Origin of the sequence: Corallococcus praedator (assembly GCF_003612125.1) — a bacterium.
Lineage (GTDB): Bacteria > Myxococcota > Myxococcia > Myxococcales > Myxococcaceae > Corallococcus > Corallococcus praedator.
In genome coordinates, this window is record NZ_RAWI01001012.1 from 1 (window position 1) to 450 (window position 450).

The 450-nt window shown below is 60.9% G+C and carries 1 pseudogene; it reads left to right on the forward strand.

Going from position 1 to position 450, the window contains the following annotated elements:
- Positions 1–282 (forward strand): annotated as a pseudogene (locus tag D7Y13_RS42815) (hypothetical protein); the annotation flags it as partial.
- Between the last annotated feature and the right edge of the window lie 168 nt (positions 283–450).

Genomic DNA, 450 nt, shown 5'->3' on the forward strand with positions numbered 1-450 from the left:
AGCCTGGACGAGGCCATCGCACACATTGCGCGGTACGGCACCGGACACTCCGAGACGATCGTCACCAATTCGGTGGTGGCCGCCCAGGAGTTCACCGCGATGGTTGACGCGGCAGCCGTCCTCGTCAATGCGTCCAGCAGATTCGTCGACGGTGGACAGTTCGGATTTGGTGCCGAGATCGGCATCTCCACCCAGAAGATGCATGCCCGGGGCCCCATGGGACTACCGGAAATGACGACGACCAGTTACCGTGTCGTCGGTACCGGCCAGATCCGATCCTGATCCGATGCCAGTGGCAGGTGTTTTCGATAAGCTGAGGATCCATGTGCATGACTCGCAATGACGCGGCCCTCACGTCTGGAGCGTGCATCGTGCACCATGTCAGCGAATTGCCAGTGTGAGGTCGTGGATCTGATGGAGTCGACGGAACTGGGTCTGGCCCGTCCACAC